We start from the raw sequence: 14,892 nt of genomic DNA, 5'->3' as shown, positions 1-14,892 counted from the left end.
CCGTAGGCGGCGGTCAGCCCTGCCGGCTCGCCGGGCCCCGGCTCGAGGGCCGGGCGAGGGGCCCCGGCGCACGGTGCTCGACGCCGCGCTGGGCGGGGGGTCCCGTGGTGCGCAGGCAGGCCCAGACGTGCTTGCGGCCGTCCTCGACGTACCAGCCGCGGTGGCTGGCGAGCATGGCCACGAGCGGCAGGCCGTGCCCGCCGAGACCGGGCGAGCGGTCGTGCTCGGGCGTGGGCGGAGAGTCGACGTCCGGGTCCGCCACGTCGAGCAGGCAGGAGCTCTCGTCCGCGACCACCGACACCTGGGCGGGCGGGCGGGCGTGGCGCAGGGCGTTGGTGACCAGCTCGCTGAGCAGCAGCGCCAGGGTGTCGGGCAAGCTGATGGAGCCCTGCCACCCCTCACCGGCCGAGGGCAGCTCGGCCGCGTGCGCGGCGAGCTCCCGGCGGGCGCTCGTGAGGTCGGTGGCGGTCTCGACGACCCAGGTGCCGACCAGGCGGCCCTCGACGTCGGGGCGCCGCCGAGGCCAGACGGTGCTGCCGCCCACCGTCCACCCCACCCTCGACCACCACGGTCATCGTCTCGGCGCTCGTCGTCGCCCCTGCCCGTCCCACGGTAGGTGCGACCTCCGCTCGGCGCGCGCTCGCACCGGCCCGGTCCCCCCGCGCGGGGCGGGCGCGGCTCAGGCGCCGCGGGCGGCGGCGTCCACGCGGGCCGACGCGGCGGCGAGCAGCGAGGCCCACCGCGGGTCGTCGCGCAGCGGCGCGGAGACGGCGAGGACGCGGTCGCGGGTCGCCAGCACCGCGGTGAGGTGGTCGGCGTCCGGGCGCACGGCCACGGCGACGTCGGCGAGCAGGTGGAGCAGCGCCGAGACGACCATGGGGTCGCCCGACCCGTAGACCGCCGGCTGGCCGACGACGACGTCGAGCACCTCGGGCACGCCGTCCCGGCGCAGGACGACCCGCACGTCCCCGTCGTCGTCGCGCACGAGGGCGTCGCCCACCCCGTGCGCGAGCGCCTCCGGGACCGCGGCGCGCAGGTGCGTGACGGCGTGGACGGCCGTCGTCGGGTCGTTGAGGGAGGACGAGACGGCGCGCATGGCGACGTCGGCGAGCTGCCGCAGGCCGAAGGTGGGGTCCTGGTCGGCCGCCCGCTCCTCCCCCACGGAGACGGCCCGCCGGACCGCCCCCTCGACCTCGGCGTCGTGGGAGCCGGCGCCGGGCGACCGGCCGCCCGGCCCCGGCACGGGGTCCTGCGGCAGGAGGCGCGCGAGCAGCGCGCCCGGCACGGCGACGGCGCCAGGCGTGGCCAGGACGTCGACGACGGCGTCGTGCTCGCGGGCCAGCTCGACGAGCGCGCCCTCGTCGACCGACGTCACGAAGCCGGTGCGCTCGGAGGTGACGGCGAGGCCGTCCTCGCGCCCCTGGAGGGAGGCGGGCACCGCCTCGGCGGGCCGGCTCCGGGAGAGGACGCCGCTGGCCTCGGCGTGGACGTCGACGAGGATCGGCTCGATGCGGATCTTCCGCGACAGGTGGGCGAGGAAGACGACGAGCGTGACGACGCCGACGAGCGCGAGGAGCACCGCGAGGGTCACCGAGAGCCGGGGCACGAACTCGGCGGTGGAGTCGTCCGAGTCGCGCACCGTCCGCAGCACCACGAGGCAGTAGGCGAAGGAGCCGAGGAAGACGCCCAGCGTGACCTGCACCGCCCGGTCGCTGGCGAAGGTGCGCAGCAGGCGCGGGGAGTACTGGCTGCTCGCCAGCTGGAGCGTCACCACGGTGAGGGAGAAGGTCAGCGAGCTGACCGTCATGAAGGCGCTGGCGACGGTCTTGAGGACGTCGCGGGCGGCCGAGGACCCGCCCCCGAAGACGACGGTCTCGACGAAGAGGGGCAGGTCTCCGTCGACGGCCTCGTCGAGCAGCGGCAGGAGGACTCCCGCGACCACGGCCAGGAGGACGAAGGCCACGGGCAGCGGCCACAGGCTCGCGCGCGCCGTCTCGGCGAGCGTGGACAGCGACCGCCGCCCGGGGAGGCCGGCCACCTAGCGCCCCTCGCGGACGCCCTCGCGCCGCTCCCGCTCCTCCCGCTCCTCCTGCTCGGCGCGGGACTCGCCGCCGTTGCGCAGGCGCAGCTGGTAGCCCTCGTCGACGGCCTCGCGCATCTTCGCGTCCTTTTTGTCGCTCGCCCGGGTGTCGCGCGGGGGCAGCTGGACGGTGTCCTCGGCGGGCAGGCCCGCCTGGAGCTGGCGGCCGCGCTCGACCTCGGCGTCGACCTCCGCGCCGAGCAGCAGGGCGATGTTCGTGATCCACAGCCAGAGCAGGAAGATGACGGCGCCGGCGAGCGCGCCGTAGGTGGCGCTGTAGCTGCCGAAGTTCACGACGTAGATGGCGAAGGCGACCGACGCCAGCAGCCACACCGCGATGGCGACGAGCGCGCCCATGCTCATCCAGCGGAACTTCGGCTGCTGGACGTTCGGGGTCGCGTAGTAGAGCACCGCCACGATGACGACGACGATGACGAGCAGCACCGGCCACTTGGCGATGGACCAGACGGTGACGGCCGTGCCGCCGAGCCCGACCACGTCGCCGATCGCCTGGGCGACGGGGCCGCTGACGACGAGGATGACGAGCGCGACGGCGATGAGGACGAGGGCGCCGAGCGTGAGGAGGTACTGGACCGGCTTGAGCTTCCAGACCGGGCGGCCCTCGTCGACCTCGTAGACGCGGTTCATCGCCCGGGAGAAGGCGCCGACGTACTTCGACGCCGAGTAGACGGCGCCGAGGATGCCGACGATGACGCCGAGGCTCGCGCCTCCGGTGCTCTGGCCGTCGATGAAATCGGTGACGAAGCCGTTGACCGACTCGGAGACGTCGGACTCCGGCGACAGCGTGCTGACGATCTGCGTGATGCCGTCCGTCACCGCCTGGCTCTGCCCGAAGAGCCCGAGCAGCGACACGAGCGCGATGAGCGCCGGGAAGAGCGCGAGGACGGAGAAGTAGACGAGGGCCGCCGCGAGGTCGGTCACCTGGTCCTTGGAGAACTCCCGCAGCGCGCGCTTGACGATGTAGCCCGCGGTCGGCTTCGCCAGGTCGTCGGGGCTGTCGGGCTTGCGCCCGTCGTCCGGGTGCGGCGCGTCCTGCGCCTTCGCGCTGGTCTGCGACATGTCCTGGCCTCCGGTCGGGCGCGTGCGGCAGGGGGGCCCGTGGCTGGACCGGGTCACAGCCTGGCCCTGCTCGGGCGACGGCGCGATCGGGACGGGCCGCCGACCGCGCGGCCTCCCCGCGCCGGGCGGGCCCTCCGCACCGAGGAGCGCTCAAGGCGGGGCCCTCGCGTGCCGAGGACCACCCCGTGAGCGCCCCGACCAGCCCCGCCCCGCGGGCGGCGACCGCCCTCCGGCGGGTCGCGGCCCTCCTCCGGCCCCGGCCGCTCCGCGCGGCACGAGCCCGCGCCACCGGCTCCCGCGCCGGCGCCGCCCCCTCCCGCGGCGCCGCCCCCTCGGGCAGCGGCCCCGCCGTCGTGACGGCGCCCGACCGCGACGCGCTGCACCGCCTGCTCACCGGCCTCCTGCTGCAGCACCCCGGCGAGCCGATGGCCCTGCTGCTCGTCGGCCTGCTCCCCGCGGACGGCCGCGACGGCGTGGGGGACGACTCCGAGGACCTCCTGCGCGCCGTCGTCGGCCGCGCCGCGGACGCCGTGCGCGACCGCGACGTCGTCGTCCGCCTCCCCGGCGGCCGGCTGGCCGTGCTCGTCGTCGGCGGCACCGCGAGCAGCGCTCGTCGGGTCGGCGAGCGCGTGCGCGCGGCGCTGCAGGCGGGCGTGGTGGTCGGCGGGGCCCTCGTCGACGTCGACGCCAGCGTCGGCGCCGGCGGGTCCCGCGCGGGCGCGACGGCGCCGACCGGCCCGCGCCCCACCCCCGCCGAGGCCGCGGCGCGCTGCGCCGACCGCCTCCTCGCCGAGGTGGACGCCGCCCTCGAGGTCGCGCGCAGCGCGGGCACGGGCGTCGCCGTCGTCGACCCCGGCGAGCGGGAGGGCGCCCGCCTCGCGGACCTCGCCCGGCTCGGGACCGACCTGCGCCGCGCGATCGCGGCGGAGGAGGACGGCCGCTCGGCCTCCGACGCCCTGCGGCTGCGGTGGCAGCCGCGCTTCGACGTCCGCGCCGGGCGCTGGACGACGGCGACGGCCCGCCTCGTCTGGGCGGACGACGCCCGGGCCCCGCGCGACCTCGCCGCCGGGACGGCGCTCGCCCCCGACCTGCTGCAGCTCGAGCTGCGCCGCGCCCTGCGCGCCGTCGTCGCCTGGCACGCCGACGGCGTCCGGGTCCAGGCGGCGGTCCGCGTCCCCGGCGAGGCCCTAGGCCGCCCGGGCCTCGTCGACCTCGTGGCCGGCGCCCTCGAGGAGGCCGGGGCCGCCCCGGGGAGCCTGCGCCTGCTCGTGGACGACGACGACGTGGCCGCCGACCCCTCGGCGGCGGCGGTGGCGCTCGCCCGCCTGTCCGTCCTCGGGGTCCCGACGTCGGTGACGGGCCTCGGCGCCAGCCGCTCGTCCGTCGCGACGCTCGGCGCCCTGCCCGTGGACGAGCTCGTCGTCGACGCCCGGCTCGTGGCCTGCCTGCGCTCAGGGCGCGAGGGCGACGCCCGGCTCGTGCGCGCCGTCGTCGGGCTCGGCCACGGCCTCGGCCTGCGCGTCGTCGCCGCGGGCGTCGACGACGCGACCACCCATCGCGCCGCCGTCGCCCTGGGCTGCGACGCGGTCGAGGGCGAGCACGTGGGCCCCGTCGCGGGCCGCGCGGACGTGGCCGGCCTCGTCCTGCGCGGCGAGGGCGGGGACCTGCTGGTCCCCTCGCGCCGCCCGGTGCTGCCCGCACCCCGCCGCGCACCCGGGCGCCCCTGACGCTCGGGCCGGTCGGACGACCGGCCCGAGCGGCGCACGAGCGGGCGGGGCCGTGCACGCGGAGAGCACGCCAGGCCGGCGCCCGGACCCCAGCGCTCCCCGACCGCAGAGCGCCGAGCCAGTGCCGGAGCGTGCGAGGCCCCGTCCGCGGACCCGGCCGGAGCAGCGGCCCCGTCCGAGGGCGGCCGGAGGCGACCGCCCGGCTCAGGCCTCGACGTCGAAGAAGTCGGTCATCGCCGTGACCTCGAGCATCTGCACGACGGGGCGCGAGGGGCGCAGCAGGCGGACGCGGGCGCCGCGCTCGCGCGCGGCGACGGCCGCGGTGATGAGGCAGTGCAGGCCCATCGAGTCGATGAAGGTCACCTCGTCGGCGTCGACGGCCTCGACCCGGCGCAGGCCCGCGTCGAGGTCGGGGCCGGCGGTCTCGACGGCGTGCAGGTCGACCTCGCCGCGCAGGTGCAGCAGCGTCGGGTCGCCCGCGTCGAGGACGACGGCTCCCCCGCCGGTGCTCGGCTCGACGGGCGGGAGGTCGTCGGCAGCGGTCACGGGCCCATCGTCGCCCTCGGGGACCCCTGCGCGCACGACGGACCCGGTGGTGGGCCCTTCCGGGAGCCCTGGGACGAGCCGGTCGGGCGCGTCGGGCCCCGGACGCACGTCGACCCCGGGAGCCGACGGGGGGGACGGCTCGACCGGGGTCGACGAGAGCAAGCCTACGCACCCGTAGGGGGTGCTCGCGCACCGACCCGCCGCCGTCGTCCGTACGCTGGTCCCGCGGCGTCACGACCCCGCCAGCCGCCCGTCCAGCACCCCGCCCGGGCGGCCGCCCGCCGCCCGGCCCAGGAGCTCCGATGCCGCCCGACGTCCTCCTCCCCGCGTCCGACGCGGGCACGTCGCTGCGGCTCTCGCTGCCCTCCGACCTCTCGGACGCGTCCCTCGTCGTCGCGACCGTCGTCGCCGTCGTCGACGTCGTGCTGCGCGTCGTCGCGCTCGCCGTCGTTCCGCGCGACCGCCGGCCGTCGTCGGCGATGGCCTGGCTCATCCTCATCTTCTTCGTGCCGTCGCTCGGCGTGGTCGCCTACCTCCTCATCGGCAGCCCCAAGCTGCCGCGGGCGCGCCGGGAGAAGCAGGCGAGCATGAACCGGCTCATCGAGGAGGCCGCGCGGGGGGCCGACGACGTCGTCGAGGAGCACCCCTGGCCGCCGTGGGTGGAGGGCGTCACGCGCCTCAACCACGCGCTCGGCGCGATGCCGCTCCTGTCGAGCAACGACGCCCACATCATCGCGGACTACCACGACCAGCTGCGGGAGCTCGCGGAGGGCGTGGCCAAGGCGCAGCGCTACGTCCACGTCGAGTTCTACATCCTGTCCTACGACGACGCGACGGCCCCGGTCTTCGCGGCGATGGAGGACGCCGTCGCCCGCGGCGTCACCGTGCGGGTGCTGCTCGACCACATCGGCTCGTGGCGCTACCCGGGCTACACGAGGGCGGTGCGCGAGCTCGACCGCATCGGCGTGCAGTGGCGCCTCATGCTGCCGGTGCAGCCGCTCAAGGGGCGCTACCAGCGCCCCGACCTGCGCAACCACCGCAAGCTCGTCGTCGTCGACGGCGAGACGGCGTTCGTCGGGTCGCTCAACCTCATCGACCGCACCTACGACAAGCGCGCCACCATCAAGAGGGGCCTGCTGTGGCAGGACCTCCTCGTGCGCCTGCACGGCCCGGTGGTCCACGAGGTCGACGCGCTCTTCGTCACCGACTGGTACAGCGAGACCGACGAGGTCGTCTCCCAGGCGACCGACCACCTGGCGCCGCCCGACCCGGGCCGCCGGCTGCACTGCCAGGTGGTCCCGAGCGGCCCGGGCTTCGAGGGGCAGAACAACCTCAAGCTCTTCAACGCGCTGCTCTACGGCGCCTCGCGCCGCGTCTCCATCACGAGCCCGTACTTCGTGCCGGACGAGTCGCTGCTCACGGCCGTGACGACGGCGGCCGAGCGCGGCGTGGAGGTCGAGCTGTTCGTCGGGGCGATCGGCGACCAGGTGCTCGTCTTCCACGCCCAGCGCTCCTACTACGAGGCGCTGCTGCGGGCGGGGGTGCGGATCTGGCTCTACCCGGCGCCGTACGTGCTCCACGCCAAGCACATGTCCGTCGACGACGACGTCGCCGTCGTCGGCTCGAGCAACATGGACATCCGGTCCTTCGAGCTGGACCTCGAGCTGACGCTGCTCGTCCTCGGGCGCGAGCTCACCGACGAGCTGCGGCGCGTGGAGGACGACTACCGCTCCCGCAGCACCGAGCTGACGCTGGAGGCGTGGTCCGGCCGCGGCTTCTGGCGCCGGCTGGCCGACGACCTCGCCCGGCTGACCTCCGCCGTCCAGTGACGACGACGCCCGCCGCCCGTCAGCGGGCGGCGGGCGGGTCGTCCGGCGTCAGAGGCCGCGGCGGCGGGCGGCGCGGTCGGTGCCCTCGGACGGCACGAGCACCCACAGCACGACGTAGATGATGAGCTGGGTGCCTGGGAGCAGGAACGAGAGCACGAAGAGCAGGCGCACCAGGGCCCTGCTGAGGCCGAAGCGGTCGGCGAGGCCGGCGCAGACGCCGGCGACGACGCGGCCGGAGCGGGGGCGGACGAGCACGGGGGCCTCCTCGGGGGGTCGGGACGGTCGGACGAGCCTGGCAGCGGCGGGCGCCGGGCGCCCGCCGGGACCGAGCACCAGCCGGTGGGGGCGTCAGCCGGTGGGGGCCGCCGAGGCGGCGATCTCCGAGAGCGGCACGGCGTCCTCGGGCGCTTCCACGACCACGTCGGCGCCCCAGTCGGAGAAGTCGACGGTGGACGTCGAGGAGACCTGCTGGCCTCCCGAGCTGGTCTCGACGCTCGTGGCCATGCGCACGGGCAGGCCGTCGGGGCCGACGTAGAGGTCGAAGGGGACGCTCGAGAGGCCGAGCTGCTCGTACTGGCTCCGCAGCTGCTCGGGGTCGGCGCCCTCCTGCTGCGCCCGCTCGGCGGCCGCCTCGAGGTCGACCGTGCCGGTGTAGTGGGTCGTCGCGGTGCCGTCGACGTCCTCCGGGCCGACCTCCTCGACGTCGTCGCCGGCCTGCTCGAGCAGGCGCAGCTGCTGCGAGGGGTCGGCGCCCCCGAGGGGGCCGCTGGAGGCGCCGAGCTCCGGCAGCGACGCCTGCACCCACCGGTCGGGCGGCTGGCCCGGCAGCCCGGAGACGTAGACCGAGCCGTCCACCTGGCGCAGGTCGAGGGCGACCTCCCCCTGGCCGGGCAGCTGGGAGGTCAGCCGCACCTCGAGGGTCTGCGCCGCGCTGTCGAAGGCGCCCTGGCCCGTGGCCGTGACCACCTGGCCGCCCGCGCTCGTCCGGGAGGAGAAGTCGAAGGAGCCGCTCCCCGCCTCCTGGCCAGCCGCGAGCGCCCGGGCCACCGCGGCGGCGGCGCCCGAGGACGACGTCGAGGTCGCCGACGGGCTCGGCGCGGAGGTCGCGGCAGCGCTCCCGCCGTCCGAGGAGCCGCCGTCCGAGCCCCCGCTGCAGCCGGCCAGCGCGAGCGCCCCGGCCGCGAGCAGGGCCGCGGGCGCGCGCAGGGCCCGGCGGGGGCGCAGCTCCCGACGGGCGCCCGGCTCCGGGTGGAGGGCGGCGGCGCGCGCGGCGTCGCGGTCGGGGACGGCGTGGGCCGCGCGGGTCGTGCCGGTCATGGGGCCTCCTCGTGCGGGCGGGCTCCCACCGTCGCACGCCGCGCCGGACGGCGCCGGGGGGCGACCCGTCAGCCGGTGCGTCAGCGGGCGGTGGCCCGGCGCACGAAGTCGGCGAGGTCGGCGCTCTGCTGCCGCCGGCTCGGCTCGTGGACGTACATCATGTGGCCCGCCTCGTAGTACCGGTGCTCGACGAGCTCGCGCTGCGCGGCCGGGACGCGCAGGTGCGCGAGGTCGTCCTCGGCGCTCGAGAAGGGCGTGGCCCCGTCGTAGCGGCCGAGCGCGACGTGGACGCGCAGGTGCGGGTTCTGGCGCATCGCCCGCGACAGGCGGTCGAGGACGCTGACCGAGGCGTTCTCGAACTCCTTGTAGCTCCACGCCTCGTGGACGCCCGGGCCGAAGACGTGGAACGGCGCGGTGTCCTCCACGCCGAGCTCGGCGCGCAGGAGGTGCTGGTTCGCGGCCGCGTAGGCGCCGAGGAGCGCGTCCACGGCGGGGTCGTCCTCGAGGGTCTCCGCCGTGCCCGAGGCGGCGGGCCCGGTGAAGCGGGAGTCGAGGCGCCCGACGACGAGGCCCTCGTCGCGCAGCAGCTCGGCGAAGAAGCGCAGGTGCTCGACGCGCAGGTCGGCGCGGTCGACGTAGGCCTCCGAGAGGCCGGTCAGCCGGGCCAAGGTCGCCACGGCGTCCGCCCGCTCCTCGGCCGTGAGGCGGGAGCCGCGCGCCAGGACGACGGGGTAGCGCTGCTCCGCGTACGCCTCGGCCTCGGCGACGACGTCGGCCAGGTCCCGGCCGGGGTGGCGGCCGTGGCGGTGCGCCGTCGCGGCGTAGAAGGGCAGGTACCGCGGGTAGGAGCGGTCGTCGCCCGGGGTGGCGAGCAGGACGCCGAAGTTCAGCACCGCCGAGACGAGGACGAGCCCGGACAGGTACAGGCCCGCGCCCTGCAGGTGCTCGGCGAGGGCGGCGGCGCGCGTGGTGCCGTAGGACTCCCCCGCGAGCAGCTTGGGCGAGAGCCACCGCCCCTCCGCGGTCACCCACTGCCGGACGACCTCCCCGACGGACTCGACGTCGGCGGTGAAGCCGTGGAAGTCGCCGGCCCGCTCGCCCTCGACGACGCGGGAGCGGCCGGTGGAGACGGGGTCGACGAAGACGAGGTCGCTCACGGCCAGCAGCGACTCGGGGTTGTCGACGAGGCGCCCCGGCGGCGGCTCGGGCGCCCCCGCGTCGCCGGCGACGACGCGGCGCGGGCCGAGGAGGCCGAGGTGGAGCCAGACGCTCGAGGAGCCGGGACCGCCGTTGAAGGCGAAGGTGACGGGTCGCGTGAGCGGGTCGGCGCCGTCGAGCGTGTAGGCCGTGATGCCGACCTGCGCGCGGGGCCGCCGCCCCTTCCACACGCCGTCCTCGACCCGGTCGCCGGAGAGGACGACGCGGCCCGCGCGGGCGGTGTAGCGCAGCTCGCCGTCGGGGGTGGCGAGGACGTGGTGGGTCGTCACCAGCTCGTCCTCGACGGGGGCCGCGCCGCTGCCGGCCGCCCCACCGCTGGCCGACCCGCCCTCGGCCGACCCGGCGGGGCGTCCGGGGGCGTCCGCGTCGTCGTGGCGCTCGCCGGGGCGGTCGGGCTGGTCGGCGTCGTCGCTCACGGCGCGACGCTAGCCGCCGCAGCGCCCCGCCCGGCCCTACGAGACGGGCTCACGCGGGCCGGCTCACGCGGGCCGCAGCTGGTCGGCGCCGAGCCAGGACTCGACGACCGTGGCCATCTCCCCGTCGCCGAGGGCGTAGACGACGCGGGCCAGCCAGCCCGTCGGGCCCAGCCGCCACTCGGCCACGACGCCGGCGAAGGGCTCCTCCTGCTCCCCGCCCTCCCCCGGCTCGTCGGGCAGCACCCAGCAGTGGCGGTGCGCCCGGCGCAGCTCCGCCGGGTCCGCCGCGGGGCGGTCGTCACCGGGCGCCTCGTGCTCCTCGACGGGCGGCGGCGCGGAGGGCCCCGAGGGGACGGCGCGACCCGGCCGGTGGGCGCCCCCCGGGCCCCCGTCCGGCCCGGACCGGCCGAGCAGCGCGCCGCCCGCCGCCGTCCGCGCCACCGGCTCGCCGCGCCGGGGCCCGCGCCCGGCCGTCATCCCGCCCGCCACGGGTCCATGGTGCCCCGCCGCGAGCCACCTGTCGAACGCGTGTTCGACCTTGGCTGTCCGGGGGGCCCGCCGGGACGTCCGGCGAGCCGTCAGAGGGCGCGCGGCCGGTAGGCCTCGACGAGCCGGTCCATGACGCCGTCCATGTGCGGGTCGACGACCTGGCGCGCGGGGTCCGCGTCGTACCACTCGACGACCTCGCGGGCGCCCCGCGCGAAGGGGGTCGTCGCGGCGAAGCCCGGCACGAGGGTCTTGAGGACCGTGTTGTCGAAGACCATCGAGTGGGCCTTGTCGCCGAGCAGCCCGGCGCCCCACTCCGCGTCCGCCGCCGCGATGGCGTCCGACGGCACGTGGACGATCCGCGGCTCGACGCCGGCCGCCGCCGCGACGGTCCGGTAGATCGCGTCCCACGGCAGCGCCTCGTCGGAGGTGATGTGCACGGCCTCGCCCAGCGCGCGCTCGTTCCCCAGCAGCCCGGTGAAGCCCTGGGCGAAGTCGCGGTGGTGCGTCAGGGTCCACAGCGACGTCCCGTCGCCGTGCACGACGACCTCCTTCCCGCGGCGCATGCGGTCGACGACCGTCCAGCCGCCGTCGAAGGGCAGCAGGGTCTTGTCGTAGGTGTGCGAGGGGCGCACGACCGTCACGGGGAAGCCGTCTTCGCGGTAGGCCGCCGTGAGCAGCTCCTCGCAGGCGATCTTGTCGCGGCTGTACTGCCAGAAGGGGTTGCGCAGCGGCGTCGACTCGACGACGGGGACGCGCAGCGGCGGCGTCTGGTACGCCGACGCCGAGCTGATGAAGACGTACTGCCCGGCGCGCCCGGTGAAGAGCTCGACGTCGGTGCGCACGTGGTCCGGGGTGAAGGCGACCCAGTCGACGACGACGTCGAACTCCTCGTCGCCCAGCGCCTCCCGCACGGAGGCGGGGTCGCGGACGTCGGCCTGCCGCACCCGGGCGCCCTGCGGCAGGGGCCGCGTCGTCGTGCTGCCGCGGTTGAGGACCGTGAGGTCGATCCCCCGCTCGACCGCGAGGGCGGAGCAGGCCGAGCTGATGATGCCGCTGCCGCCGATGAACAGGACCTTGAGGGCGCTCATGGCCTCACGCTAGGTCCGCGGCGTCGTCGGGGCCCGTCCCGACCGCGGGCGCCGGGACGCGCTCGCCCCCGCTCGACCCCAGCGACGACAGGACGAGCCCGACGACGAGACCCACCAGCGTCCCGCCGCCGACGAAGGGCAGGCCGTCGACGCCGATCTCCGCGCCCGCCGGGGCGGTGAGGACGAGGGACACCAGTCCACCCGGCAGCGCCGCGAAGAGGATCGGGCCGGCCAGGAGGCCCACGAGCTCCTCGAGCGGGCCCCCGCCGAGGAGCACCGCCGCGGAGGCGGTCCCGGGCGTCGCGGCCGCCGCGGCGAGGGCGAGCCGCCGCCGCCCGGGACGGGGAGTGGGCCCGAGCAGCACGAACGTGACGGTGAGGACGCCGAGCACGGCCGCGGACAGCGCGGCGGAGGCGGCGGCCGCCGGCACGAGCAGGTACCCCCAGCCGTCGCCCAGCCCGTCGACCTCCAGCCCGTTCACGCCCAGCGCCACCGCGGTCCCCGCTGCGGCGCCGGCGCCCACGAGCCGGCCGCGGAGCGTCAGGGGGTCGCGGCCGGCGCGGCTCGGCCGTGCACCGGGCAGGGCGGCGGCGAGGCCGGCGGCGACGGCGCAGCCCACGACGACGACCGCGAGCAGGCCGGCCGTCCCCGCGAGCACACCCCCCGCCCCCTCCCCGACGGACGGGGCCACGAGCACGTTGCCCAGGACGAGCGCCGCACCGCCGCCGAGCACCACGGGCCAGCGGGGTCCGCTCGCCGCCCGGCCCGCCGGGGCGACGAGGAGCACCAGCGCCAGGAGCACCACCACGAGCGCCCCGAGGCGGGTGTCGTGGAGGGCGAGGTCGACGGTGCCCACGCTGTCGACCTGCCAGGGGTCGCCCCCGGGCGGTGCCCCCGCTTCGACGAGCGCGAGCTCGGCCGCTCGCGCCGCGCCGGTCGACGCCACCGCCGACGCCCACGCGGTGGCGCCGCCGAGGGCGCCGAGCGCCCCGACGGCGCGGCAGGACCAGGTGCCGGAGGCGATCTCCGCCCGCTGGGACCTCGTGGCAGCTGACACCGGCGCCTCCCCCGTGGCTCGTCCCGCCGTCGCGGGACGGCACGAGTCTGCCGGTCCTCGCCGTCCGGCGGGAGCGTCTCGCACGCACTCCTCAGCCGTCGGCGGCCCGCCGTGCGGCGTTCACGCGCCGGCCGAGCGGCCGACGCCTCTCGGCGGGACCTTCCGGGCGTGAGCGTGCAGACCCCCACCTCCCCGGCGACCGACGCGGGCTCCGCGAGGAGCGTGTCCCGGCGCGGCGTCCTGCTCGGCGGCGCCGCGGCCGCCGGTGCCGCCGGGCTGACGCCCGCCGACGCCCGGGCCGCCGTCGGCGACCTCCTCTCGCGCGCCGGCGTCTTCGCCTTCGGCGTCGCGAGCGGCGACCCCACCGCGACCGAGGTCCTCCTGTGGACGCGCGTCACGCCGGTGCCCTCGGCGGTGCCCGGCAGCGGTCGCGGACCGGCGCGCGACGTCGTCTGGGAGGTCGCCGCGGACGAGGGCTTCCGCGAGGTCGTCCGGCGCGGGCGCACGTGGACGAGCGCGGAGCGCGACCACACCGTCAAGGTCGTCGTCAGCGACCTGCAGCCCTACACCGAGTACTTCTACCGCTTCCGCGTGCGCCGCGACGTCTCCCCGGTGGGGCGCACGCGCACCTCGCCCGACGAGCCGGGCACGACCCACGCCCTGCGCCTGGCCTTCGCGTCGTGCAGCAACTACACGGGCGGCTACTTCACGGCCTACCGCGGCATCGCGGCGCGCGACGACCTCGACCTCGTGCTCCACCTCGGCGACTACGTCTACGAGTACGGCAACGAGCCCGCCGTCCCCGGCGTCCCCGGGTCCGGGGACCGCTACGGCCCCCGCGAGCTCGTCGGCGTCCGCGACCACCAACCGCCCGTCGAGATGGTGACGCTCGAGGACTACCGGGTGCGCCACGCGCTCTACAAGTCCGACCCGGACGCCTAGGCCGCCCACGCCCGCCACCCCTGGGTCGTCATCTTCGACGACCACGAGATCACCAACGACGCCCACGCCACCGGCGCCGAGAACCACGAGGAGCAGGACGACCCGGGGACGCCGTACACCGGCCCCGGGCAGGCCGACGGGGTCCGCCCCGAGGGCGACTTCCTCGAGCGGCGGGCGCGCGCCTTCCAGGCGTACCTGGAGTGGATGCCGATCCGCGAGCCCGAGCACTGGCAGCTGGAGCCCCACCAGGGGCGGCAGTTCTTCCGCCGGTTCTCCTTCGGCGACCTCGCCGACCTCTCCGTGGTCGAGACGCGGCAGCACCGCAGCCAGCAGGTGCCGGCCCTCGTCGACGGCGCGGTCAACCCGGCCCTGGTCGACCCGGAGCGGCAGCTGCCCGAGCGTGAGCAGCTGGCGTGGCTGACCGAGGGCCTCCGCCGCAGCGAGAAGGCGTGGCACCTGGTGGGCAACCAGACCGTCTTCGCGCGGGTGCTCAGCACGAGCGGTCCCGAGGGCGCCGTCTTCAACACCGACCAGTGGGACGGGTACCAGGCCGACCAGGCCGCGGTCCTGGCCGCGATGGCGGACGCCACGGCCGACCCCGTCATGCTCACCGGGGACATCCACTCCTCGTGGGCCAACGACCTCCCGACGGACGTCGCGGCCTACACCGCCGACCCCGGCGCCACGTCCGTCGGCGTCGAGTACGTCTGCCCGTCGGTCACGAGCAACGGGTTCAAGGAGTCGCTCGGGGGCGCGGCGACGGCGCAGGCCGTCACCGCGGCGTTCCAGCGGCGCAACCCGTGGGTGCGCTACCTCGACGGGATCGGGCACGGCTTCGTCGTCCTCGACGTGACGCCGGAGCGGGTCCAGGCCGACGTCCACTTCATCGCCTCGGGCGGCGACACGGGCCTGGCCGTCGACCCGCGGCTCGACCCCGACGCCGTCACGCGGTACGAGACCTCGTTCGTCTCGGTGCGCGGGTCCCGCAGGATCAGCGGCCCGGTGGACGAGCTGGGGCCGCGGAGCGACGAGCTCCGCTCGGCGTCGCGCCGCTGAGGTCGGCCGGGAGGGGGTCCAGCCGGAGGTGGCAGCCCCTCGTCGTG

The 14,892-nt window shown here is 77.0% G+C and carries 12 protein-coding genes and 1 pseudogene; 3 read left to right on the top strand and 10 right to left on the bottom strand.

Features of this window, described 5'->3' with window-relative positions; all coding sequences use genetic code 11:
• Positions 1–13: 13 nt before the first annotated feature.
• The 3 genes from Q0789_RS04120 to Q0789_RS04110 form a co-directional block, all read right to left on the bottom strand.
• Entirely contained in the window at positions 14–544 is a 531-nt protein-coding gene (locus Q0789_RS04120) for an ATP-binding protein (RefSeq protein WP_298802404.1), read from the bottom strand.
• A gap of 135 nt (positions 545–679) precedes the next feature.
• On the bottom strand, positions 680–2,038 hold the full coding sequence (locus tag Q0789_RS04115) for a DUF2254 domain-containing protein (protein ID WP_298802402.1): 1,359 nt from the start codon (positions 2,036–2,038) through the stop codon (positions 680–682).
• Entirely contained in the window at positions 2,039–3,160 is a 1,122-nt protein-coding gene (locus tag Q0789_RS04110) for a YihY/virulence factor BrkB family protein (protein ID WP_298802400.1), read from the bottom strand.
• A 185-nt stretch (positions 3,161–3,345) separates the two neighbouring features.
• On the opposite strand from Q0789_RS04110, the gene Q0789_RS04105 reads away from it, so the two are divergent.
• Entirely contained in the window at positions 3,346–4,887 is a 1,542-nt protein-coding gene (locus Q0789_RS04105) for an EAL domain-containing protein (RefSeq protein ID WP_298802398.1), read from the top strand.
• Between the two features lie 204 nt (positions 4,888–5,091).
• Here the strand turns inward: Q0789_RS04105 and Q0789_RS04100 are convergent, their stop codons facing one another.
• Positions 5,092–5,433, bottom strand: coding sequence for an STAS domain-containing protein (locus Q0789_RS04100; protein WP_298802396.1), 342 nt, complete (start codon positions 5,431–5,433; stop codon positions 5,092–5,094).
• 302 nt (positions 5,434–5,735) lie between these two features.
• Between Q0789_RS04100 and cls the strand changes: the two genes are divergently transcribed.
• On the top strand, positions 5,736–7,262 hold the full coding sequence (gene cls, locus Q0789_RS04095; protein ID WP_298802392.1) for a cardiolipin synthase: 1,527 nt from the start codon (positions 5,736–5,738) through the stop codon (positions 7,260–7,262).
• A gap of 48 nt (positions 7,263–7,310) precedes the next feature.
• Here the strand turns inward: cls and Q0789_RS04090 are convergent, their stop codons facing one another.
• The 6 genes from Q0789_RS04090 to Q0789_RS04065 all read right to left on the bottom strand — a co-directional run bounded on the left by Q0789_RS04090 (position 7,311) and on the right by Q0789_RS04065 (position 12,847).
• The gene (locus Q0789_RS04090; RefSeq protein WP_298802390.1) at positions 7,311–7,517 is read right to left on the bottom strand and encodes a PspC domain-containing protein; all 207 of its coding nucleotides are present in this window, start codon (positions 7,515–7,517) and stop codon (positions 7,311–7,313) included.
• A 93-nt stretch (positions 7,518–7,610) separates the two neighbouring features.
• Complete coding sequence (locus Q0789_RS04085) at positions 7,611–8,579, bottom strand: hypothetical protein (RefSeq protein WP_298802388.1); 969 nt, start codon at positions 8,577–8,579, stop codon at positions 7,611–7,613.
• Between the two features lie 80 nt (positions 8,580–8,659).
• Positions 8,660–10,066 carry a peptidase S10 gene (locus tag Q0789_RS04080; protein ID WP_366917636.1) on the bottom strand — a complete coding sequence of 469 codons (1,407 nt, stop codon included), beginning with the start codon at positions 10,064–10,066 and terminating at the stop codon, positions 8,660–8,662.
• Between the two features lie 210 nt (positions 10,067–10,276).
• On the bottom strand, positions 10,277–10,702 hold the full coding sequence (locus Q0789_RS04075; protein WP_298802384.1) for a hypothetical protein: 426 nt from the start codon (positions 10,700–10,702) through the stop codon (positions 10,277–10,279).
• Positions 10,703–10,791: 89 nt separating this feature from the next.
• Complete coding sequence (locus Q0789_RS04070) at positions 10,792–11,790, bottom strand: SDR family oxidoreductase (protein ID WP_298802382.1); 999 nt, start codon at positions 11,788–11,790, stop codon at positions 10,792–10,794.
• A 4-nt stretch (positions 11,791–11,794) separates the two neighbouring features.
• The gene (locus tag Q0789_RS04065) at positions 11,795–12,847 is read right to left on the bottom strand and encodes a hypothetical protein (RefSeq protein WP_298802379.1); all 1,053 of its coding nucleotides are present in this window, start codon (positions 12,845–12,847) and stop codon (positions 11,795–11,797) included.
• Positions 12,848–12,958: 111 nt separating this feature from the next.
• Here Q0789_RS04065 and Q0789_RS04060 point away from each other — a divergent pair.
• A pseudogene (locus tag Q0789_RS04060) lies at positions 12,959–14,845 on the top strand (alkaline phosphatase D family protein).
• Positions 14,846–14,892 lie beyond the last annotated feature (47 nt).

This window comes from uncultured Pseudokineococcus sp., from assembly GCF_947499845.1.
Lineage (GTDB): Bacteria > Actinomycetota > Actinomycetes > Actinomycetales > Quadrisphaeraceae > Pseudokineococcus.
Note: the sequence above shows the minus strand (reverse complement) of the source record. Positions and strands in the feature narration are given on the sequence as shown.

Bases quoted from the DNA above. Each gene is read 5' to 3' on its own strand.
- Q0789_RS04085 (WP_298802388.1), bottom strand. From the start codon at position 8,579: ATGACCGGCACGACCCGCGCGGCCCACGCCGTCCCCGACCGCGACGCC.
- Q0789_RS04110 (WP_298802400.1), bottom strand. From the start codon at position 3,160: ATGTCGCAGACCAGCGCGAAGGCGCAGGACGCGCCGCACCCGGACGAC.
- Q0789_RS04070 (WP_298802382.1), bottom strand. From the start codon at position 11,790: ATGAGCGCCCTCAAGGTCCTGTTCATCGGCGGCAGCGGCATCATCAGC.
- cls (WP_298802392.1), top strand. From the start codon at position 5,736: ATGCCGCCCGACGTCCTCCTCCCCGCGTCCGACGCGGGCACGTCGCTG.